This is a genomic window from Rhodococcus sp. BS-15, assembly GCF_000813105.1.
Classification (GTDB): Bacteria; Actinomycetota; Actinomycetes; order Mycobacteriales; family Mycobacteriaceae; genus Rhodococcoides.
The window spans coordinates 1-1,662 of record NZ_BAOX01000522.1; the positions used below are offsets into that span (position 1 = coordinate 1).

General features: G+C 68.2%; 2 protein-coding genes. Both read left to right on the top strand.

The features are described from left to right. Nucleotides 1-963, top strand: a 963-nt coding sequence (locus RHBS_RS27555) for a DUF4328 domain-containing protein (protein ID WP_236745427.1), incomplete at its 5' end; no start/stop codon positions are given. Further along, nucleotides 960-1,662, top strand: a 703-nt coding sequence (locus tag RHBS_RS27560) for a glycerophosphodiester phosphodiesterase family protein (protein ID WP_128646921.1), incomplete at its 3' end; no start/stop codon positions are given. The genes RHBS_RS27555 and RHBS_RS27560, both read left to right, overlap by 4 nt.

Here is a 1,662-nt window from a genome sequence, read left to right on the forward strand (position 1 = left end):
CCTGGTGCCCCCCGCTGCCACGGCGTGCTGCTCTCGCCGGTGTCGGCCAGAGCGCCCGCGCAGGGCACCCGAAACTTTCGATGGGTGGCCCGCCCGGCCACCTCGTCGAGGAAAGCCGAGCGTAGTAGCCGATCGGCATCCCCGACTCCGACGCCGCGCTACACCTCGACGCCCACCTGGGGGTTGCGCGACATCCCGCGCGATCCTGAGGCCGATCGCCGCGTCGGTCGCGTCGAGCGGTATGCCGCCAACGCTCAGAACCTGGTCCTCGTCACCGCGATGTTGCTGGCCCTCGCCGCGTTCGCCGAAGTGTTCCGCTACGGCATCCTGCTGCACAACCGCGTGCGACTGATTTCGCCGATCACCCTGGCCGTGTCCGACGCACTGGTGTACTTCGCCCAGGTCGGTGCACTCCTCATCGGTCTGGCGGCGCTGGTCACGTCGTCCTGCTGGCTGATCGACCAGCGCAGGCGCACCTTCGCTGCCGCCGGCTCCACCGATCCGCGATCGGTGCGCACGATGTTGCTGTTGTCGATGCTGCCGCTGGTCCGCATCGTGATGCCAGGGGTCTACCTCACCGAGGTCGTCCGTCTCCGCGGCGGTGCCGATGCCGACGTGCACCGCGAACTGAGACTGGTACGCATCTGGTGGGCCGTCTGGGCAGCGAGCAATGCGCTGGTCGTCGTCCAACTGCTGTGGAACCTGCGTGATTCCCTCCAGGCCCGCGCCGACGGAGTTCTGTTGTCTGCATTCGTGGCACTGGTGGCCACGGTCTCGGCCGTGCTGACCCTGGCCGTGATGCGCCGACTCGAAGGCCGCACGCTGCGCGGATCCGCCATGTCGCGACCGACCCGCTGGGTGATCGCCACCGGCACCGAACAGAAGCCGAAGCCGCAGCCCGAACAGAAGCAGCCCGAACAGAAGGAACCCGAGCACGAACCCGAGGCGGTGACGGCGTCGTGAGTCCCGATCGGCGTGGGCCACTGGTAGTCGCGCATCGAGGTGCGTCCGCGGCCAAGAAGGAACACACTCTCGCCGCCTACGACCTCGCACTTCGGGAGGGAGCGGATGGCGTCGAATGCGACGTGCGGCTCACCAAGGACGGGCACATCGTGTGCGTGCACGATCGCCGCGTCGATCGAACCTCGAACGGCACCGGCATCGTCAGCGAGATGGACTTCGCCGATCTCGCGCGACTGAACTACGGCGACGCCGACGAACCCGCCGAACTCCTGACGCTGCACGACCTCATCTCGCTCGTCCTGGACTGGACCAGCAAGCCGGTCAAACTCTTCATCGAAACCAAGCACCCCGTGCGGTACGGTTCGCTGATCGAGAGCAAGGTTCTCGCCGAGCTGCACACGTTCGGCATCGGTGCGCCCGCGTCGGCCGACCACTCGCGCGCGGTCATCATGTCGTTCGCACCGTCGGCCGTCTGGCGCGTCCGGCGGTCGGCTCCGATGCTTCCGACGGTGCTCCTCGGCGACAGCTCGCACTATCTCGGTGGGGGAGCGGCGACGACCGTCGGGGCCACCCGCCGTCGCCCGTCGATACGAGCGCTGCGCCGAGCATCCGGCCATCATCGACCGCGCGCAGCAGCGTCCGGCCGGGCCAGCTACGTGTGGACCGTCGACGAGAAAGAGGACGTGGACCTGTGCCGCG